Consider the following 18,733-nt stretch of genomic DNA (forward strand, 5'->3'; position numbering starts at 1 on the left):
CTACTGTTCTTCCTCCAAAGTTTCCTTATATAGTGATGCGAAGTCGTTAAAGACCACGTCTTGGGCAACGGTTTGTTGCTGGCCGTCTGCCATGTCTTTGACTTGCACCGTGTGGTCAGCCAATTCGCTTTCGCCTAGCGTCAAGACTAAGCGGGCGTTGGCTTTGTTGGCGGACTTGAATTGGGCTTTGGCTTTGCGGCCTAAGAAGTCCATGTCTGCAGCATAGCCTTGCGCGCGGATCGCTTGGGCCAGCTTCAAGGCTGTTGGCGCAGCGGTTTCGTCGATCGCAACGATGTATGCCGGCAAAACGGCTTGCTTTTGCTTACCTTGCATCAGCAGCATCAAGCGTTCAACACCCATGGCAAAGCCGACACCTGGGGTTTCTGGGCCGCCGAGTTCTTCGACTAAGCCGTTGTAGCGCCCGCCGCCTGAGATGGTGGTGTAGCCGCCGCCGAATACCGGATCGCCAGACATCACTTCAAAGATGGTGTGGTTATAATAATCCAACCCGCGCACCATATCGGCATCAACCACATATTCGATCCCAAGGTTCTCCAGATTGGCCTTGACCCCGGCAAAATGCGCCTGAGCTTCAGGGGTCAAATAATCCAAGATCTTCGGCGCGTTGGCGACGATTTCTTGGTCATGCTTGTCTTTGGAATCAAGCACCCGCAGTGGGTTCTTCTCCAAGCGCACCTTGGAATCTTGCGACAATTCGTCGCGATAAGGCGTCAAGAAATCCACCAGCGCCTTATGATACGCCGCGCGCGATTCAGGATCGCCTAAGGTATTGATGGCAAAGCGCAACTTGGTCGCACCCATGCCTTCCAATAAGTCCTTGGCTAAGGCGATCACTTCTGCGTCTAAGACTGGGCTTTGCGCGCCGAAAGCTTCCACGCCAATTTGGTGGAATTCGCGTTGGCGGCCGGATTGGGGCCGCTCATAGCGAAACATCGAACCCATGTAGAACAACTTCACCGGCTTGGCGTGTTCTGGTCCGTAGAGTTTGTTTTCCACATAAGCGCGCACGACACCGGCAGTGCCTTCTGGGCGCAGCGCCATCATACGGCCGCCTTTGTCTTCGAAGTTGTACATTTCTTTGGTGACGATGTCGCTGGTGTCACCTGCTGAACGTGAGAAGACCTCGACGTTCTCAAACAACGGCGTGCGGATCTCTTCATAACGATACCGCTCTAAGATCTTACGGGCAGTGTCTTCAACTTGTTGCCAGAGTTCACTTTGCCCCGGCAGAATATCTGCGGTGCCTTTTGGTCGTTGATAACCCATGCTTTTATCCCCTTTAGTCTATTCATCCGCAAAAAAACACACCCCTCGCGCTAAACGAAGGGTGCGGACACGGTACCACCTTGTGATTTCACTCAGCCATAACGGTGGCTCCCGGAGTACTTCTGCCTCAGCTGCGTCTTGTCGATCATTATCGGGCTTGCACCATCCCCGAATCGCTTAGGTGATCTCTTCTACAGCGTCATTGGCGCGGATGTTTGTTTACCTATTGAGAATACAAAAGGCGCGGCAGTTTGTCAATGCTGTAAGGCGAAAAGTGCAAACGAAAAGCCGCAATCCGTAAACTTTGGCAGGTTTCTTTGCGGCTTTGGCGTTGGTACTATTAACGCTGTGTAGAAACTGGCCACTGCACTTCATCTGACCACGCAAGCCCGCGCCTCAGAAACGTTGGCTGCGATTGGTAAAGTTTACCATGTCAGGTCATGGTGACACAACCAGAAAGTTACTTCGTTTCTCTCTAGACGATCATGGACCCGTGTGCACAGGTGCAGATCAGCACGAGTATATAATTTATTCGATTGTATACCATTAAATTGCTTCGATAGACATGGCTATCAGGACATGAGATAATCACCTTGCGCGAAGTTGATGCGCGGTGGCCTCCAACAGAAAGGTGTGATGCTTATGGCGAAACAAATCGCCGTGTCCCATCATCCTCACGAAAGGAAGCTGAACTTGTTACTCGCACTGCTTATCGCCTTGGCGATAACAGTCAAGTTGCTGGAAAAGCTGATGACGTCGATGTCGCGAATTGCTTCGGCATTTGTTGATATCGAAGAGACGGTGCTTCGTCACCGTCACGTCAGACAGAAGCTGAAAGCGACGCGTGCCGATTCGCACGTTAAGAAGTGCAAGCGAAAAGCCGCAATCAGTAAACTTTGGCGAGTTTTCTTGCGGCTTAGTAGCTTACACTATTAAGTTGTAAATCGAACTGAGCCACCGCACTTCATGCGGTCGCGCAGCCCCACGCCTTGGAAACGTGGGGTTTTTCGATGTCTAAATTTTACCATGTCGGGTCACACTTGCGCAACCAGACAAATCACACTCCTAATCGATCATTACTGTGTTAAGAAGTGCAAGCGAAAAGCGCAATCAGTAAAATTTGGCGAGTTTTCTTGCGGCTTTCAAGCTGGCACTATTAACGTCGTGTAGAAACTGGCCACCGCACTTCATGCGGGAGCGCAGCCCCACGTTATCACACGTGGGGTTTTTCTATACCTGGATTTTAACATGTCAGGTTACGCTGGTACAACCATGCCCTTAACCCCCATAAATATTTATCCCGATTATGACATCACCAATGCGGGCGCGGCGCGAGTTTGGTATAATGAGGCTAACTTATTAAGGACTGATCGAAGATGAAACCATTCAAACAACTGCACAAATGGCCTTTGGTGCTGGCAATCGGCGTGATGATCGGCATCAGCACCGCAACCACGGTGGTCATGGCCAACAACACCACCTTAAGCGTCTCGGCCAGCGTGCTTAACGTCCGCTTGGGCCCAGGCTTGACGTACGGCGTGATGGGCCAAGTACAAAAAGGCGCCAGTCTCACCATTTTACAGAAGAAAAATTCCTGGTATCAAGTGCGCCTTGGCGGCAACCGCATCGGCTGGGTCGCCTCTTGGCTGGTTCATCAAGATGACGCCACCACCAATGCAGCCAAAGTCGCCCGCTTGAAAACCAACGCCAACGTCCGGCAATACGCAGCTACCAGCGCTAAGCTGCTGGGCACATTGAGTTCAGGCTCAGTGGTCAATGTGCTGTATCAAACCAACGGCTGGTCTCAAATCACCTACAACAACACTGCCGCTTGGATCTCGTCAAGCCTGGTCGAATTCACCGGCGCCACCACCAAGATCACCCCGCAACAAACCAGCATCGCCACGACCAAAGTGACCACCCCGACCTTGACAGCGACCACCACGTTAGCCGCCAACATTCGCCAAACTGCGGGGATGAGCGGCCGCGTCATCGAGCGCATCGCCAAAGGCACGCGTGTCAGTGTGCTGAATCAAAGCGGCGAATGGTATCACGTGCGCTTAGCCGACAACAAAACCGGCTACATCGCCAGCTGGATCTTGTCGATGCCTGGCAGTTCCACCAATAAAGCCGCCACGAAGTTATCTGAAGCCACGATCGTCATCGACCCAGGCCACGGCGGCAACGATGTCGGCGCTTCGTCAACTTCCGGCAAATACGAGAAAACGTACACCTTAGCCACGGCCAAGGCAGTCGGTACCAAGCTGCAACAAGCCGGCGCCAATGTGATCTACACCCGCAGCGCAAATACCTATGTCGACTTGGCTCAGCGTCCGGCACTAGCCCGCAAGGTCAAAGCCGACGCATTCATCTCGTTTCACTTTGACTCCACGCCAAACGCCAACACCGCCAGCGGCTTCACCTCTTATTATTTCAACGCCACCAAAGACAAACCGCTGGCCAGCGCGTTGAACAAAGCGCTTGGTGCCAACTTGTCATTGACCAATCGCGGCGTGGCTTACGGCAATTACGAAGTCTTGCGCGAAAACGATCAGCCGGCGGTTTTATTGGAGATGGGTTACATTAATTCCGATAAGGACTTCCGCTATATCTCGTCGCCTGCTTATCAACAACAAATCGCCTCAGACGTGGTCACCGGCTTGACTAATTACTTTGCCGCCGGCCACCATCAATAATTTAAATCACTGTTTCACCGGGGCATGGGTCCTGGGGAAACAGCGATTTTTTGTGCACTATCGTTTGCTCATGGTTGTTATTTTAATCACCGACGATGCTTGGCCAACCGCAAGCCTCTTGGTATAATAATGACATACGAAAAGCCGCATCGTGCTCTAACACAATGCGGCTTCGGATAGCAATATCCTAGCACCCGCTTTAAGAGCAGTTGATTTTCAACGACAGCATCAGGCCGCGTTTACTTGTCCAAAGTATTAATGGCGCGGCTTTTTCTTATGCGACCGTTTTTGCTTGTTCCTGACGTTCCTTAGTACTTGCAGACGGGAGATTGTTATTTTACCAGCCACTGATGCTTGTCCAACCGCAATCCTCTTGGTATAATAAGGACATACGAAAAGCCGCATCGTGGTGGAAACACAATGCGACTTCGGATAGCAATATCCTAGCACCCGCTTTAAGAGCGGCGATTTCGACGTTATTACAAAGCCACGTCTACTCTTCGAAAGTATTAATGACGCGGCTTTTTCTTATGCGACCGTTTTCGCTTGTTCCGATGTTGCTTGGAACTCGCCTGCCACCTTGCGCGTAAATCGAGCAAGATGGGCAGAACCGCCGCTCACAATGCTTCGTGCATTTTGTTATTTTATCATGTTTTCTCTTAGCAAAATAGCTGCCTGTCTGGCCGCCAGTATCAGTATAAGCATCTTGTTGGGCACCGGCCGCATCAGCAGTCATGACCAACGGCTTGGTATTTTAACGTTCATCAATAAATTTTTTTCCGCCAAGACATCCTCCTTCACCCGATAATAATACGCGTCACCCATCAGCAATTTCCTTGATGAGTGGCGCGTATTTTTGTTTGCAATTAATCTTTGCGCCGCTTGGTGGTCACACTCAATCCGAGCAGACTCGCAAGTGCCAAGCCGACAAAAGCCAAACCACTGGTATCGTACTCCCCGGTTTGCGGCAACGTCTGGCGCGATTGCGGATCTGGCGCAGCATTCGACAATTGCGGTTGTGGATCAGTTGGCGGATCTATGATACCACTTGGCGTCTGCTTGGCTGGATCACCATCGGCCGCCGGCAACGTGATGCGCGGATCACTGCCGGTGCTCGAAGGGCCGCTGCTGCCGACATTTGACGGCGTACTGGTACTGCCCCCACTGGTTGGCGTGCCGCTACTGCCACCGTTTGTTGGTGTACCGGTGCTGCTGCCTGTTGTCGGGGTGCCCGTGCTGCCATTACTTGTCGGCGTGCCCGTACCGCCATCACTGGTTGGCGTGCCGGTACTGTTGTCACCTGTTGTCGGGGTGCCCGTACTGTCATTACTCGTTGGCGTGCCGCTACTGCCACCGTTTGTTGGTGTACCGGTGCTGCTGCCTGTTGTCGGGGTGCCCGTGCTGCCATTACTTGTCGGCGTGCCCGTACCGCCATCACTGGTTGGCGTGCCGGTACTGTTGTCACCTGTTGTCGGGGTGCCCGTACTGTCATTACTCGTTGGCGTGCCGGTACTATTGTCGCCTGTTGTCGGGGTGCCAGTACTGCCATCACTCGTTGGCGTGCCTGTACTGTTGTCGCCTGTTGTCGGTGTCCCCGTGCTGCCGTCGCTCGTCGGGGTGCCGGTACTGTTGTCGCCTGTTGTTGGTGTCCCCGTGCTCCCGTCGCTCGTTGACGTGCCGGTACCGCCGTCGCTCGTCGGTGTACCCGTACCGTTGTCGCCTGTTGTTGGTGTGCCAGTACTGTCACCAGTGGTTGGCGTGCCGGTACTGCCGCCTGTTGTCGGTGTGCCAATGCTGCCGCCTGTCGTTGGCGTACCGGTACCACCAGTCGGTACTGCCGTGTAAATAATCGTCAGCTCGACATTTTCGCTATCAGCGGTCACTGGCGTTGATTGGACGACACTTTGATCCGCGGAATATCCGCTGATGAATGGTACATAGAACTCGTCGAATGCGCCGCTGCCCCACGCGCCATACGTGACAGCTTGCGTCACCGCATCTTGTGTCGCACTGCGAGTCAGCGTCACACTTTGTACAACGTCATCACGCATCGGCGCGCCATCACTGCGCCGTACAAAATGAATCGTCCGCGTCACGGTGCGCTGCAACGTTTCGTCTTGTGAATCCAGTGGGACAATGCGATGCGCCAAGTTCACCGTGTACGCCTGATCAACTGTGCTGTCATCGTCAAAAATCATCCCCGCTGTTGGATAATTGTCATCTATCACCTCATAACCTTGATCGATAAAGTCTTGGCGAGTGGCGTCTGTCCTGTAAGCGCTGGTGGTATTCGGCAGTCCGGTCACATGCACCACCTGCAACACCGCATCGGTAGTCGTATCCAGATACATCACGGTGGCTTGTTGAATCGCGCGATAAACTACCGTGATTGCTTGCGGCACGGTATCAAGGTCGATCACCGCCTGATCGGTATCCGTGAAGTCATTTTGCGCTTGGTCGCGGAAAGTGATCAAGGAAGGCTTCGTGCTGAAGAAAGCGTAAAGATACGCTGAAGCACTGCCGCTGGTTGGTTTAACAACCTCAGCGGAACCATCCGGATTGGTGAAAGTGACCGTGTTGTCTGCATTTGCCACTGCAACGATTTGATTGCCGGTGCGCGTCGTGAAACTGACCGAAGCGATTTGTTCTTGCAAGGCCGTATCGTCATAGCCAGCTGGCGCCACCACCAGCGACTTGAAGCTGCTGCCGTTGCCCGGCACATTCAGCGTCAAACTTTGCGCCGGCGCCAGCGATTCGCCTGTGGTGTCGACCACATTCAGCGTCACCATAGCCGTTTGCCGCTTAACCAAGTGCACCACGATTTGATTATCATTATCTGTCAAAGTGTATGGGATCGTGGTTGTTTGTCCGGCGGCTAAGGCATAGTCAGTGACGAGCCCCAAATCGGCCAAATCGACTGTCACTTGTCCCGTCTGCCCCACGAACCCGGCATAAGTCGGCGCATCAGCTACCGCCACATCTGCGTCATTCAAATCATCATGGAAAATGACCCTGCCAGTGACCGCCGCGTTATACACCACCGTCATCACCCGTGGCACCTGGGTCAAATCAACCACGGCCTGATCAGTGTCAGTGAAGTCATTTTGCGCCTGACCTTGGAACGTAATCAGGGAATCCGGTTGACTAAACAGCGTGTACAAGTAAGCCGAAGCGCTGCCTGAATCTGGAGTAATCGTTTCACTGGTCCCGTCTGGGTTGGTCACCGTGACAGTATGATCCGCATTGGCTACCGCTGAAACTTTAGCGCCAGTTTGCGTTTCAAAAGTGATCGAGTGCAGCTGTTCTTTCATAGCGGTATCGTCATAGCCAGCTGGGGATACGACCAACGATTGGAAAGTGTTGCCATTGCCTGGGACGTTCAGCGTGACGCTTTGCGCTGGGGCCAGAACTTTTCCAGCAGTATCAACCACGTTCAACGTGACTGTGGCGGTTTGCCGCTTGATCAGATGCACCACGATTTGATTATCATTATCTGCCAAAGTGTACGGGATCGTTGTCGCTTGACCCGTTGCCAAAGCATAATTGTCTGCCAAGCCAAGCTGGTTCAAATCCACTTCAACGCTGTCAGTTTCACCGACAAAACCTTGATACGTCAGTGGTTTTTCAACATCAACCGCTTCATTGTTGAGATCATCATGAAACACCACTGCACCGCTGACCGCCGCGTTATACACCACCGTCATGACCCGCGGCACCTGAGTCAAATCAACCACAGCCTGATCAGTGTCAGTGAAGTCATTTTGCGCTTGACCTTGGAACGTGATCAAAGAATCCGGTTGACTAAACAGCGTGTACAAGTAAGCCGAAGCGCTGCCTGAATCTGGAGTAATAGTTTCACTGGTCCCGTCTGGATTAGTCACCGTGACAGTATGATCCGCATTGGCCACCGCTGAAACTTTAGCGCCAGTTTGCGTTTCAAAAGTGATCGAGTGCAGCTGTTCTTTCACAGCGGTATCGTCATAGCCAGCTGGGGATACGACCAACGATTGGAAACTGCTGCCGTTGCCTGGCACATTCAGCGTGATACTTTGCGCTGGGGCCAAGACTTTCCCGGCAGTATCAACCACGTTCAACGTGACTGTGGCGGTTTGTCGCTTGACTAGATGCACCACGATTTGGTTATCGTTGTCAGCCAAGGTGTACGGGATCGTCGTCGCTTGTCCAGCTGCCAAAGCATAATCCCCATCAAGCCCTAGTGCGCCGAGATCAACGGTGACATTACCATTTTGCCCAACAAAGCCGGTGAACGTTGGTGCATCGGCCACGGCCACATCCGCGTTATTCAAATCATCATGGAACACGACCGTCCCAGTGACAGGCGTGTTATACACCACCGTCACCACCCGCGGCACTTGGATTAGATCAACCACAGCTTGATCAGTATCGGTGAAGTCATTTTGCGTCTGGCCTTGGAACGTGATCAAAGAATCCGGTTGACTAAACAGCTTGTACAAGTATGCCGAAGCACTGCCTGCATCTGGGGTAATCGTTTCACTGGTCCCATCTGGGTTGGTCACCGTGACAGTATGATCCGCATTGGCCACTGCCGAAACTTTAGCGCCAGTTTGCGTTTCAAACGTGACCGAATAAAGCTGTTCTTTCAAAGCAACCGCATCATAACCATCCGCTGCCACCACCAAGGACTTAAAGGCACTGCCGTTGCCTGGCACATTCAGCGTGATACTTTGCGCTGGAGCCAAGACTTTCCCGGCGGTATTGACGACATTCAGTGTCACTGCAGCGGTTTGGCGCTTAACCAGATGCACCACGATTTGGTTATCGTTGTCAGCCAAGGTGTACGGGATCGTCGTCGCTTGTCCAGTTGCCAAAGCGTAATCTGTTGCCAAACCCAGCGCCTTCAAATCAACCGTGACGCTGCCAGATTGGCCAACAAAGCCTGCATAAGTCAGCGCGTCACTTGGCGCAACATCAACATGATTCAAATCATCATGAAAGACCACCGTGCCAGTGACTGCCGCGTTATACACCACCGTCACCGCGCGCGGCAGCGTGGCCAAGTTGCTTAAGGCCTGATCAGTATCGGTGAACGCGTGCTGTGCTTGATTGCCGAATGTGATCAAGGCATTGGCGTCGGATACCAGCGCGTAGAGATATGCCGAAGGACTGCCGGATGGTGGAGTGACGGTTTGGCTGGTGCCGTCTGGGTCGCGCATCGTCACCGTCCCGTCAGCGTTGGCCACCACATTGACTGTGTCGCCATTACGTGCTTCAACGGTGATTTCATGGATCTGCTCGCTTAACGCTGCCGCATCATAACCCGCCGGTGCCACCACCAAAGTGCGATACGCGCGCCCAATGCCTGGGCTGTTTAGCGTCACACTTTGCGGTGGGGTGAGCGTTTGGCCGCTGGTGTCTAAGACGTTCAGCGTTAAAGTCGCAGTTTGGCGCTTGATCAAATGCACGACGATTTGGTTGGTGCCATCGGCAAGCGTGTATGAAATTGTGGCCGCCTGCCCGCTAGCCAAAGCGTAATCATCGGCCAAGCCCAGCTGACTTAAATCAATGTCCAGCGTGCCGGCCTCCCCGGCAAAACCTGTAAACGTCAGCGGCTTTGCCAACGCGACATCAACATTATCAGTATCATTGTGGAACACCACCGTCCCGCTTAATTGCGAATTGAACGTCACAATGATCGTCGCCGTGGCGGTTTGCGCCCCGCTGGCATTCTGCGCACTGGCATCTAATGTGTTCTGCACTTGGCCGGCAAAAGTCAGCGCCGATTCGCTGTTGCTGATTTGTTGATACAGATATTCACTGGCGCTGCCTTCGGGTTTGATCAATGATTGGCTGCCATCAGCGCGCGTGATGGTCAAAGTGTTATCGGCATTGACCATCACTTGATTGGTGCTGCCGTCTCGTGCCACCACGGTCAAGCCGTGCAATTGCTTTGGCAACACCGCCGGATCATAACCGCTTGGCGCAATCACCAGCGACTGGAAAGTCCCAGTGGCAGGGATGGTAAAACTCAATGTTTGTGGTGCTTGTAATTGATGATCGTTGGTATCTTGTACGCGCACTTCAACTTGTGCTTGGGTACTGGTAATCGTCAATTTCCCGGCTGCAACCACGCCATTGTCAAAAAGCTCCTCAGGATTAGCCGCGGCCAACTTCGCTAAGCCGCTATCAGATAAGCCCACACTAAATTCACCAACCGCCCCGGCGCCTTCTGCCAGCAATAAATCACCACTGGCTGTAGCCACCGTATAGCTGCCGTCATCATTTGCGACCCAGCCGTCTGCCGGCTTCAACCCTTGTGGCAAGTGCAAGGTAAATTGCTCAGGTACCGCGTTGTCATGCCAAGACATTGTTTGATCATCGATCGCCCCTTGGCCCGCTAATTGCGCCAAATATTGCACCGTGTACGTGTTGCCAGGTGCCACCGCATCTAAACTGGTCAACGTCGCGGTGGCTTTGGGATAGGTTTGGGTCAAAGCAACACGGCTGGGATCGATTTCGTACACTTGCCCGTCATGCGTCAGCGTTTGCGGCAACTTGGCCATCACATCATAGACACTACCGGATCGGCCGGTGGTGGTGACTTGATCAAGCACGGTTTGATCGGGTGCAACCAGGCGGTACGTATCTTGCACCGGCGCATCAACGAAGGTGTAACCGGAAACCCAATTGATGTTATCGTATGACCCTGGTGTCAAAGTATAAGCATTGCGCACGCCAAGCGCAGTGGCAACAGTTTGATTGCTGGTATAGCCGGAATCGCCAAGGGTGTAGGCGCCTTTGGTATAGGCAGGATCATCGGTGGCATATAGTGCGGCTGAATCAGGTGTTGCCGCATGAGCGCCAATGAAGCCGTCTTTGACTGTTGCATTCGGGTCAGCAACAACATGAAATTGCGCCGTATTCCCAAAGGCGGCCTGAGCAAACTGCAATGCAAAAGTCTGACGCCGGTTGTAATCTGCCAACTGCGTCACTGTCAAATTCGTGTAAGTGACCCCGGCGGCTTTAAGGCTGGTGATCAATTGTTCCTGCAACACTTGCGCCGGCGCATCAGCTACCAACACGTCACCGTCGGCAGTGGGTTGCCCAATCAGAAACCCAGCAGGCAAAATCAAGAACTCAGTAAGATCAGTGACGGTTTTGCCATTAAAATTGTAGCCTAATACCGAAGCTGACAACGTTAAGGCACTGCGCCGTGACACGACATAGCCTTGCATTGGCTGGCCATCACGATAGCTGAACTCGGTGTCGCCGGTTAGTTTGCGCAGATCTAAGCGAGTGCCGGGAAAAGTCACCCCGAAATTGGATGGATTGATCGACACCTTCGATTGTTGCGAAACCACAACGGTGATCTTGCCTGCTTCAATGGTGGCACCACTCAGCGGCTGCTTAGGATTGGCAGCATTCAATGCATCGATCGTCGCAGTGTTCAACGTTAGCGGATACTTGCCAGTTTTAGTAAGATCCACTTGACTCGTGTCAAAATCGGCCGCTGGCACGTTATAGATCTGGCTGGTTTGCCCGGTATTGGTGTAGCCTTTAGTCCAATCTGCAGGTACAACATAATCCGCTGCATCCATGATCGTGACGCTAAACGTCTTCGGGGTTGCCGCGTTTTGCGCCACGGTGCTGGAAGCCACCACCGCTTTAGCAATGCTTTGAACAGTGAGACTACCGGCAGTCACCGCATTGGCATTCAGCGCGTAATTAGGATTTGCCGCTGCCAGCGCTGCCAAACCTTGTTGAGATAAGGTCACCGAATAGCGGCCTGGGTTCTGTGAAATCGCACTGAGGTCTAAATCGCCGCTGCCAGTCGCGATCGTATAACTTCCGTCAGCGTTAGCCGCCCAGCTTGCTGGCGCTTGCAATTTGCTGGCAGGATCGATCGTCACTTGATAACTGGTGGGATCGGCTTGGCCTTGATCTTTGCTGAGAGCTGCAAGCTTCACGGCGCCGGCTGCAACACTGGCAGGCACAATGGTCAAGTTGCCTGCTTTAACGGTAAACGTGAAACCGGGATTTGCCGCCTGAAGTCGCGCTAAACCGGCATCAGACAATGTCACAGGATGTTCGCCGACGTCTTGACTAACTGCCGCAACATTGAGGTCCCCTGAAGCCACCGGTACTTGATATTTACCAGTCGGCGTGGCAACATACCAGCCACTAGGCGCTTTGATGCCCGCTGGCAATTGCACCGTGTAATTTAACGGCGTGCTGGCTTTGGCATCATAAGTTTTCTTAGTGGTGCCAACAGTGATCACAGCCGTTTGCTGGACAGGACTATCCCCTGTTGCTGGCGAATCTGCAGGCTCAACGGCATCATTGGCTGTTGAAGCATCAGGCGCAGCAGTGGTGGGTGTTGGTTCAGTAGTTGCCGCATCAGCGAGCTTAGGCCCATCAGATGCAGTTACTGTTAGTTTATCAGCCGCGGCCTTGTCGGCTACTGTAGTTGCGTCTTGGTCGGTAACTGCAGTCGTTTGCACCCCAGCTTCATCGGCAGCTTGTACCGCTTGCGGCCCCATCGTCCATACCCCAGCGGCAAACAGCACCGACACCCCTGTCGTTGCCCACAGTTTGCCAATCTTGTACATTTGCACACGATACACCCGTTGCAACGTGTCTTGCGTCAAATCACGCCGCGTTTTGTGGATCCCCATATACAACACTCCCATCCTTTGTGATAGCGCTATTATCTAACGAATCGCCAAGGCATTTGACGCAACATTTATAAGAATTCCGTCCTTAACTTGCAACAGATTCCGACTATACCAATATCAGCGAATACCTTGATTTCCGCCGATACGTGCAGCCCAAAAGCGGTGTGATACCAGTGTGGAATGCACAGCTGTTTGCGATCAACAACGAATTGATTCCAGCCAAGAACGATCCAGATTCGACTACGGTAGGACAGGCGTTGCAGAGGGGCGTGGGGAAAGCGGCGGTCAGGCCGTGAAACGATCAGCGGCACAAGACTTGCGGGTTGTGCAAGGCTTGCGCTGCTGATCGCGGCAAGAATTTAGACAGGCAGGTGAGCGCAGCGAGCGCCTGGCTAAATTCTTAGGCGGAAAACGCGCAGCGACGTGGAGCGAAGCGGAGCTAGCAGCGCGGTTGGAGCCGGCCGCACAGCCTGCGCCGCCGCTTTCCCCACGCCCCGGCGCAACGCCTGTCCGGGCTTTACCCAAAACCAAACATCCCTTACACGCCGCCCTAAAAAACCGCTTTGCTGCGCTCTGGGCAAAAAAAAGCCTGCAACAAAACCATTCTGGTTTCGTCACAGGCTGCCGGTTACTTGCCGATCAGCGGCAAGATATCAGTTAATTCTTCAATTTGATGATCGGCCATTGGCGCATCGTTGAGCTTATCGATGTTGAAATACACCCCTTGCACCCCGGCGGCTTGACCGGCAATGACGTCAAGTTTGCGATCGCCGATCATCGCCGTATGCGCCGGATCCAGCTGATATTTGTCAACCAGGTACAACACCGCATCAGGCTTGGGTTTGCGGGCCAGATGCAAATCACTGGTTACCCCGCCTAAGAACAGCGTATCCAAGCCGTTTCTTGCCAGCAGCGTCCAGGCTTTGTCATCGCGATGCGTCATCAATAAGTTGGTGCCGCCTTGAGCCACCACGCCGCGCAACACTTCGGCGGTTTGCGGATAAGGGGTGGCTTTCATCACTTCCAAAGCTTCGCGGCGATGGTATTCTGCCAGCACCGCTTGTTCGTCTTGGCCTTGTTGGCGCGCATAGCTTAAAGCCGTTTCGGTGACTGAGCCGTGCTTGATGATCTTATATAAGCTGGCTTGGTCAATATCGACGCCGATGGTTTCAAGCGTATCATACAAGGCCTTTAAGATGCCTGGATAAGTGTCATACAGGGTCCCGTCGAGATCCCAGATCGCGTTTGTAATCAAAAAATTTATTTCTCCTTCGTATCAATGATGATGGTCACTGGCCCGTCGTTGATCAGCGCCACTTGCATATCCGCGCCGAACACGCCTTCTGCCACAGTGAGGCCCAAAGCGCGCAGCTGCGTGTTGAATTCATGGTACAAGCGCTCGCCAAGTTCAGGTTTGGCTGCGTTAATGAAGCTGGGCCGGTTGCCTTTCTTGGTATCGGCAAACAAGGTGAATTGCGAAATCGACAAAACCGCGCCATTAACGTCGGCTAACGCCAGATTCATTTTGCCGGCGGCATCGCTGAAGACGCGCAGCTTTGAAAGCTTGCGCACCAAGTAGGCGACGTCTGATTCATCGTCATCAGGCGCCACGCCTAACAACACCATGAACCCGGCGTCGATTGCGCCATGCACCTGGCCGTCGATGGTCACCGACGCTTGGCTGACGCGTTGGATCACTGCTTTCATGTTGGCCTCCTAACCTTGCGAGCGCTTGACTTCATAGATGTCTGGGATGTTCTTAATGGCATCCATCATCCGATCCAAGTGCGCCAAGTTGCGAATGCCAACGGTGACGTGAATGTCGGCCATTTTGTCATGGTCAACGCGGCCGATCACGTTGTTGAGGTTCTTGGTTTGGGCATTGAGCGTCTGCAAGACATCATTCAACAAGCCGGAGCGGTTGTAGCCATAGATCTCCAAATCGGTGTCAAAAAGCTGGCTTTGGTCATTCAAGTTCTGCCATGCCACATCGATCAAGCGGCCAGCCATTTCGGAATCGGCGGCCACATTCGGGCAGTCGGTGCGGTGGATCGTCACGCCGCGGCCTTTAGTGACATAACCCACGATTGGGTCACCTGGCACTGGACTGCAGCATTTGGCCAAGTGCACCAGCAAGTTGTCGACGCCTTCGATGACGATGCCTTCTTGGGTGCGCGAAGTTGGCTTAGCCGGCTGCTTGTCGCGGTTGACGGTGGTGACTTTCTGATGAGCTTCTAAGATTGCCTTTTCGCGGGCGGCTTGGTCGGCCTTCTCCTTCTGGCGGCGGACTTTCTCGGTCAGGCGGTTGGCGATGATCTTCGGTGTATATTCGCCATAGCCAATGGCTGACATCAATTCGTCTTCTTGCGTGAAGTTCAACCGTTTCAACAAGTCTGCCATGGCAGGCTTTGGCGCAAAGAAATCTTTCGGCGCATAGCCGCTGTCCAACAATTGATGTTCCAGCATGTCGCGGCCTTTGACAGCGTTGACTTCTTTGTCTTCTTGCTTGAAGTAGCGGCGGATCTTGTTGCGCGCACGCGACGTGAACACCAAGTTGACCCAGTCGCGGCTGGGCTTAGAGCCAGGCGCGGTGAGGACTTCAACAATGTCGCCGTTTTTGAGTTGATAGTTCAGCGGGACGATCTTGCCATTGACCTTGGCACCAACAGTCTTATTGCCGACATCGGTGTGCACCATGTAGGCAAAGTCCAAGGGGCCAGCGCCTTTAGGCAATTCGTACACATCCCCGCGCGGTGTGAACACATACACCCGGTCGGTGAAAATGTCGCCTTTGACGGATTCCATGAAATCATTGGCGTCGTCGGCTTCATCTTGGATCTCCAAGATCTCGCGGAACATGTCGAGTTTCTTGCCAGATTGGTCGTATTGCACCTCAGTGGTTTGGCCTTCTTTATACGCCCAGTGCGCCGCAACACCATATTCGGCGACATGGTGCATTTCTTCGGTGCGGATCTGCACTTCCAAAGGCTTGCCTTGCGGGCCGATCACTGTGGTGTGCAGTGATTGATACATGTTGGCTTTAGGCATGGCGATATAGTCTTTAAAGCGCCCTGGCATCGGCTTCCACTTGGTGTGAATCGCCCCAAGCACGGCATAACAGTCTTTGATGGTTTCGGTGATCACCCGCACGGCCAATAAGTCGTATAACTCATCGAATTGCTTGTGCTTATCGCGCATTTTCTTATAAATCGAGTAAATGTGCTTCGGCCGGCCGTAGATCTCGTATTTCATGTGCAAATCGGCCAAAGCCGCGTTGATTTCTTTGATGGCACCGGCAATATAGGCTTCACGCTCGCCGCGCTTGGACTTCATGAGCTGCGCAATGCGGTAATATTGTTGCGGGTTCAAATAGCGCAGCGATAAGTCTTCCAGCTCCCACTTAATGGTGCTGATCCCTAAGCGATCGGCTAATGGTGCATAGATCTCCAGGGTTTCATTGGCGATGCGGCGCTGTTTGTCCGGCCGCAGGTGCATCAAAGTGCGCATGTTGTGCAAGCGATCAGCCAGCTTGACTAAGATCACGCGCATATCTTTGGCCATGGCCAAGAGCATCTTGCGGTGATTCTCGGCAAGCTCATCTTTATGCGCAACGTAAGTGACTTTGCTTAACTTGGTGAGGCCATCGACGATCACGGCAGTTTCTTTGCCAAACACTTCTTGAATGTCGCCAAGGGTGATGTTGGTGTCTTCAACCACATCATGCAAATACCCCGACGCCACAGTGACCGGGTCCATCTTGAGCTCCGCCAAGATGCCTGCCACTTGGATCGGGTGAATAATATAAGGTTCGCCACTTTTGCGGCGCTGATCGTGATGCACATAAGCCGCGAAGTCATAGGCTTTCTTGACGAAGGCCAAATGTTCTTCGTTCATATACTTGCGGCACAGATCCATGACCTGTTCTTGGCTCAGTTCGGTTTCTTCAGCCATATTCTTTCCTCCCAGACGCCTGCACCGGCGCGAAGCAGCAGCGCAGACGTGCCTTGACAATGTGTCGTCCAATTGATTCGATTGTACCACATCTATTTGGCCAACGCGGCGCAACTGATCAGACCAATCGGCTTTAGTCGGCTTTGATCCAACTAAGCATCGTCAACAGCCAATAAATCGGCAAGAACCAATAGTTATACTTGGCAAAGCGCAAGAACACCATCACGCCAAAAAGCACCGGCAACACCAAGCTGTAATACCAGCTTAACTGGCCGCGGCGCATCAAGTGGCCGACCCATAATGCCCATAAGCTGTTGATCACCATGAACAACAACCCGACGCGCCAAGCGATCGACATGCCGACCAATTTGAACACCCAAGGCATCAATAAGGTAAGCACGAGGTCGCCTAGGATCAACAGCCCGGCGTTAGATTTAGACCATGTGAGCAATTTCTGCATATCAATCAGATCTCCTGTAATTCTACCAGCGCGCTAATGGCGCTGAGTAAGTATAGTGGTGCGGTTTCCGTGCGCATAATGCGCGGCCCCAAGCCCGCAGCCGCAAACCCCACTTGCGTCAAGTGTGTGACTTCTTGCGGACTCAACCCACCTTCTGGTCCAAACACGGCAATCAATGACGCTGGTTGCCGGCCCACAGTTTGGACCAATTGACTTGCTTCACCGTGTTTGGCAGCTTCTTCATAAGCCACCACCCCAGCAACGCCTTGTTCAAGCTTCAATTGTTCAAGCGTCGTAAAGCCCACTTGCGGGATCATCAAGCGGTGACTTTGCTCGGCAGCACCTTGGGCAATGGCTTGCAAGCGCGTCAATTTCTTGGCGACGCGCTCTTTGGGCCATTTGGCGGTGCCCCATTGCATATTGGCAAAATCGATCTTGGCCGCGCCTAGTTCGGTGGCCTTTTGGACGATCCATTCGGCTTTATCGCCTTTGCCCACGCCGCACACCAAGTGCACTGCAATAGGCAGTTCAACTTGTTGGCTCAAAGGCGCATCAACATGCACCGTTAGCGGCGTGTCCTTAACGATCGTTGCCACATAAGCGTGCTGATGCGCATCGACCAGCTCCAGCTTGGCCCCTGGCTGCATGCGCAAGACCTTAATGGCGTGTTGGTGAATGCTGGCTTCTAAGGCAACGGTTTGTTCTGCGGCTAAAGCTTGGCTGGTAAAGAAGCGATTCATGGCGTCACCTGCTTGGCGCAAATGGCCACCCAATCGCCGCGATGGCGCACTTCCACCACAGAAAGCCCAGCGTCTGCAAGCGTTTGGCGGATCAAGGCTTCCTTGTCGTAATAGATCCCAGCCAACAGCACCTGGCCGTGTTCAGCTAAGCGCGCAGGCAGCTGCGGAATCAACGGCACCAACACCTCGGCTAAGATATTGGCACAAATTAAATCGGCTTGTTCATCGATGCCTTTAAGCAAATCATTGGCGATCACGTGAATGTGATCCACCGGATTCAACGCCAGATTGGCTTCGGCATTGGCCACAGCGACATCATCCACATCAGTCGCCAACACCGACGCTACGCCAAGCTGGCGCGCGGCAATGGCTAAGATCCCGCTGCCGGTGCCGACATCGATCATGTGTTCACCGCCGCGGACATTGGCTTCTAACAGCTGCAGCATCAAGCTGGTGGTCGGATGCGCCCCAGTGCCAAAAGCCATATCCGGGTCTAAGCGCACCACGATTTCACCAGCTTGTTCAGGCGTGTAATCTAACCAGTCCGGCACCACCGTTAAGAACCGCGAAATACGCAAGGGATGATAATACTGCTTCCACGCCGTTGCCCAATTGGCTTGGGCAATGTCGTCGACAGTGATCGTGCCCGCCCCTGCATCAAGCCCAAATTCAGGCAATTGCGCCACGCGGGCGGCAAGCGTGCTTTTGAGTTCCACCAGATTGGTATGCGGCGCATAATAGCCGGTCACCGCCGCGCCGGCTTGGCGATGCTTGATGCTGTTAGGGTCCAGCCACTGCCCGGTGGCGGTTTTGATTTCTTTGGCGTAATCGGCACTGTCATCGATTTGCACGCCAGCGGCGCCAGCTTCCATCAAGAAGTTGGCCACCGCCTCAACGGCTTGGGTGCTGGTGTCGATCGTCAATGCGATCCAATCGTCCATGGGC

The 18,733-nt window shown here is 53.3% G+C and carries 10 protein-coding genes; 2 read left to right on the plus strand and 8 right to left on the minus strand.

What is annotated here, in order from left to right:
• Positions 1-1,287, minus strand: coding sequence for a histidine--tRNA ligase (gene hisS, locus ACGG90_RS10855; RefSeq protein ID WP_390409340.1), 1,287 nt, complete (start codon positions 1,285-1,287; stop codon positions 1-3).
• Between the two features lie 642 nt (positions 1,288-1,929).
• Between hisS and ACGG90_RS10860 the strand changes: the two genes are divergently transcribed.
• Together ACGG90_RS10860 and ACGG90_RS10865 are read left to right on the plus strand one after the other, a co-directional pair.
• Positions 1,930-2,223: a hypothetical protein gene (locus tag ACGG90_RS10860; protein WP_390409342.1), complete on the plus strand. Its 294-nt coding sequence runs from the start codon at positions 1,930-1,932 to the stop codon at positions 2,221-2,223.
• 440 nt (positions 2,224-2,663) lie between these two features.
• The gene (locus ACGG90_RS10865; protein WP_390409344.1) at positions 2,664-3,983 is read left to right on the plus strand and encodes an N-acetylmuramoyl-L-alanine amidase; all 1,320 of its coding nucleotides are present in this window, start codon (positions 2,664-2,666) and stop codon (positions 3,981-3,983) included.
• An 866-nt stretch (positions 3,984-4,849) separates the two neighbouring features.
• Here ACGG90_RS10865 and ACGG90_RS10870 read toward each other — a convergent pair.
• From ACGG90_RS10870 to prmA, 7 genes are all read right to left on the minus strand, one after another.
• Complete coding sequence (locus tag ACGG90_RS10870; RefSeq protein ID WP_390409346.1) at positions 4,850-12,637, minus strand: MBG domain-containing protein; 7,788 nt, start codon at positions 12,635-12,637, stop codon at positions 4,850-4,852.
• Positions 12,638-13,265: 628 nt separating this feature from the next.
• Positions 13,266-13,892 (minus strand): HAD-IA family hydrolase, encoded by a 627-nt coding sequence (locus ACGG90_RS10875; RefSeq protein ID WP_390409348.1) that lies wholly within the window; start codon positions 13,890-13,892, stop codon positions 13,266-13,268.
• Between the two features lie 5 nt (positions 13,893-13,897).
• Positions 13,898-14,344, minus strand: coding sequence for a D-aminoacyl-tRNA deacylase (gene dtd / locus ACGG90_RS10880; protein WP_390409350.1), 447 nt, complete (start codon positions 14,342-14,344; stop codon positions 13,898-13,900).
• A 9-nt stretch (positions 14,345-14,353) separates the two neighbouring features.
• A complete protein-coding gene (locus ACGG90_RS10885) occupies positions 14,354-16,588 on the minus strand; it encodes a RelA/SpoT family protein (RefSeq protein WP_390409352.1) in 2,235 nt (744 codons plus the stop codon).
• Positions 16,589-16,721: 133 nt separating this feature from the next.
• Positions 16,722-17,048: a hypothetical protein gene (locus ACGG90_RS10890; protein ID WP_390409354.1), complete on the minus strand. Its 327-nt coding sequence runs from the start codon at positions 17,046-17,048 to the stop codon at positions 16,722-16,724.
• 5 nt (positions 17,049-17,053) lie between these two features.
• Positions 17,054-17,788 (minus strand): RsmE family RNA methyltransferase, encoded by a 735-nt coding sequence (locus ACGG90_RS10895; RefSeq protein WP_390409356.1) that lies wholly within the window; start codon positions 17,786-17,788, stop codon positions 17,054-17,056.
• Positions 17,785-18,729, minus strand: a complete 945-nt coding sequence (gene prmA / locus ACGG90_RS10900; RefSeq protein WP_390409357.1) for a 50S ribosomal protein L11 methyltransferase — start codon at positions 18,727-18,729, stop codon at positions 17,785-17,787. Before prmA ends, ACGG90_RS10895 begins: the two co-directional genes overlap by 4 nt.
• Positions 18,730-18,733 lie beyond the last annotated feature (4 nt).

Source organism: Lacticaseibacillus jixiensis (assembly GCF_042847315.1).
In the GTDB taxonomy this organism is placed as follows: Bacteria; Bacillota; Bacilli; order Lactobacillales; family Lactobacillaceae; genus Lacticaseibacillus; species Lacticaseibacillus jixiensis.

Excerpts from the sequence above, each read along its gene's own strand:
- hisS (WP_390409340.1), bottom strand. The coding sequence starts at position 1,287 with ATGGGTTATCAACGACCAAAAGGCACCGCAGATATTCTGCCGGGGCAA.
- ACGG90_RS10860 (WP_390409342.1), top strand. The coding sequence starts at position 1,930 with ATGGCGAAACAAATCGCCGTGTCCCATCATCCTCACGAAAGGAAGCTG.
- ACGG90_RS10865 (WP_390409344.1), top strand. The coding sequence starts at position 2,664 with ATGAAACCATTCAAACAACTGCACAAATGGCCTTTGGTGCTGGCAATC.
- ACGG90_RS10870 (WP_390409346.1), bottom strand. The coding sequence starts at position 12,637 with ATGGGGATCCACAAAACGCGGCGTGATTTGACGCAAGACACGTTGCAA.
- dtd (WP_390409350.1), bottom strand. The coding sequence starts at position 14,344 with ATGAAAGCAGTGATCCAACGCGTCAGCCAAGCGTCGGTGACCATCGAC.
- ACGG90_RS10885 (WP_390409352.1), bottom strand. The coding sequence starts at position 16,588 with ATGGCTGAAGAAACCGAACTGAGCCAAGAACAGGTCATGGATCTGTGC.
- ACGG90_RS10890 (WP_390409354.1), bottom strand. The coding sequence starts at position 17,048 with ATGCAGAAATTGCTCACATGGTCTAAATCTAACGCCGGGCTGTTGATC.
- ACGG90_RS10895 (WP_390409356.1), bottom strand. The coding sequence starts at position 17,788 with ATGAATCGCTTCTTTACCAGCCAAGCTTTAGCCGCAGAACAAACCGTT.
- prmA (WP_390409357.1), bottom strand. The coding sequence starts at position 18,729 with ATGGACGATTGGATCGCATTGACGATCGACACCAGCACCCAAGCCGTT.